This window comes from Microcoleus sp. BROC3, from assembly GCF_036702515.1.
Taxonomy (GTDB): Bacteria; Cyanobacteriota; Cyanobacteriia; order Cyanobacteriales; family Microcoleaceae; genus Microcoleus.
In genome coordinates this window covers 1-1,325 of record NZ_JAUBTQ010000176.1, presented here as the reverse complement: position 1 = coordinate 1,325, position 1,325 = coordinate 1, and the positions used below count along the sequence as shown (strand labels likewise).

Annotated in this window: 3 protein-coding genes; all 3 read left to right on the top strand. The window is 40.9% G+C overall.

All coding sequences use genetic code 11. From position 1 onward, the window contains the following. The first annotated feature begins 157 nt into the window (after positions 1-157). Positions 158-475, top strand: coding sequence for a hypothetical protein (locus QUB30_RS33625; RefSeq protein ID WP_333342713.1), 318 nt, complete (start codon positions 158-160; stop codon positions 473-475). A gap of 31 nt (positions 476-506) precedes the next feature. Continuing rightward, the gene (locus tag QUB30_RS34090) at positions 507-767 is read left to right on the top strand and encodes a transposase family protein (RefSeq protein WP_445300582.1); all 261 of its coding nucleotides are present in this window, start codon (positions 507-509) and stop codon (positions 765-767) included. 88 nt (positions 768-855) lie between these two features. After that, entirely contained in the window at positions 856-1,170 is a 315-nt protein-coding gene (locus QUB30_RS33620; protein ID WP_333342710.1) for an alcohol dehydrogenase catalytic domain-containing protein, read from the top strand. Positions 1,171-1,325 lie beyond the last annotated feature (155 nt).

Sequence of the window (1,325 nt, the reverse complement as noted above, 5' to 3'; positions counted from 1 at the left end):
CAATTATGAGTTAGCTCTAGGGGGCTAAATTTAAAACTTCTGATTATAACATATATCTTTTTTGCAAGAGGTCTAATGTAGTCTCGCCAGAAAGCAGATGTTAACGATGATGGCTCTTCAATTTCTTTACCAATCACCAAAAATAAGAAGATATCTGATGAAGCCTAGTTTGCTATGGAAAATCCTCTGCGCGATCGCTTTGACAATATCGGTGTTGTTGGCGTTGCTAATCCCTCGTTCGATCGCTTTTACTTCACCTCAACCCGCGTCTGGGCTAGAAGCTTTGCATCATCACCCGGTTTCAACCCGTAACGCCGAGGCGCAACTAAACTTTGATCGCGGGCTAACTTTAGTTTATGCTTTGAATCACCAAGAGGCTGTCCGTGCTTTTCAACGTGCCGCCGAACTCGACCCCCAATTGGCAAAGGAATGCAGCATGATTTCCGGGTATTTAAAAACAGTAGAGTTAAAGTAGTAGAGAGAGTTCAGGTTCTAGCGGATAAAGGATATCAGGGCATTGCGAAACCTATGCTAATAGTTGGATTCCCCATAAAAAACCTAAAAATGCTTCATTAAGCAAAGACCAAAAGCGACAAAATAAACAACAAGCCCGCTTGAGAGTTCGAGTCGAAAATGTGATTCGACATCTCAAGATTTTTCGGATTTTATCAAGTCGCTACCGCAACATAAGAAAGCGGTTTAACTTACGAGTTAACCTGATATCTGGACTTTATAATTATGAACTGAGACTAGCTACCTCATCGTAATTCCGCAAGAGGTCTAGTGATTACATGCAAGGGCAAAGCATTCAGATTAGGATTTAACATGAACCATTTGACATCGAAAACCTCAAGCATGAAAGCGATGGTACTAGGCGACATCGCTAAGCTAGAGTTGTGTGAAGTACCGCGCCCTGTGGTGCAGCAACACGAGGTTTTGGTACGTGTGTCAGCAGTAGGATTGTGTGGTACGGACTTTCACATCTTTTCTGGGCAATCCAACTACAACCTCGATCGGCGAGGAAAGGTTATTCCACTGGTAGAGCAGCCGCAGATTCTAGGTCACGAACTTGTTGGTATCGTTGAAGAAGTAGGAATCCTAGTTAAAGATTTGCATATAGCAATCCTAAATCATTATCATGATTATGGTACAATTATATGCAATACTTAATTATGACAAAAAAAAATGAATAACTTACAACTTTCACGAAAAGATATGGAAAAAGAAATAGCCCAATTAGAATTTTTAATTAAAAGCGATATCGATGCCAGAGAACTAAAACGAGCAATAGCTGTAAGGATGGCGCTCTCAGGTAATATCTACCA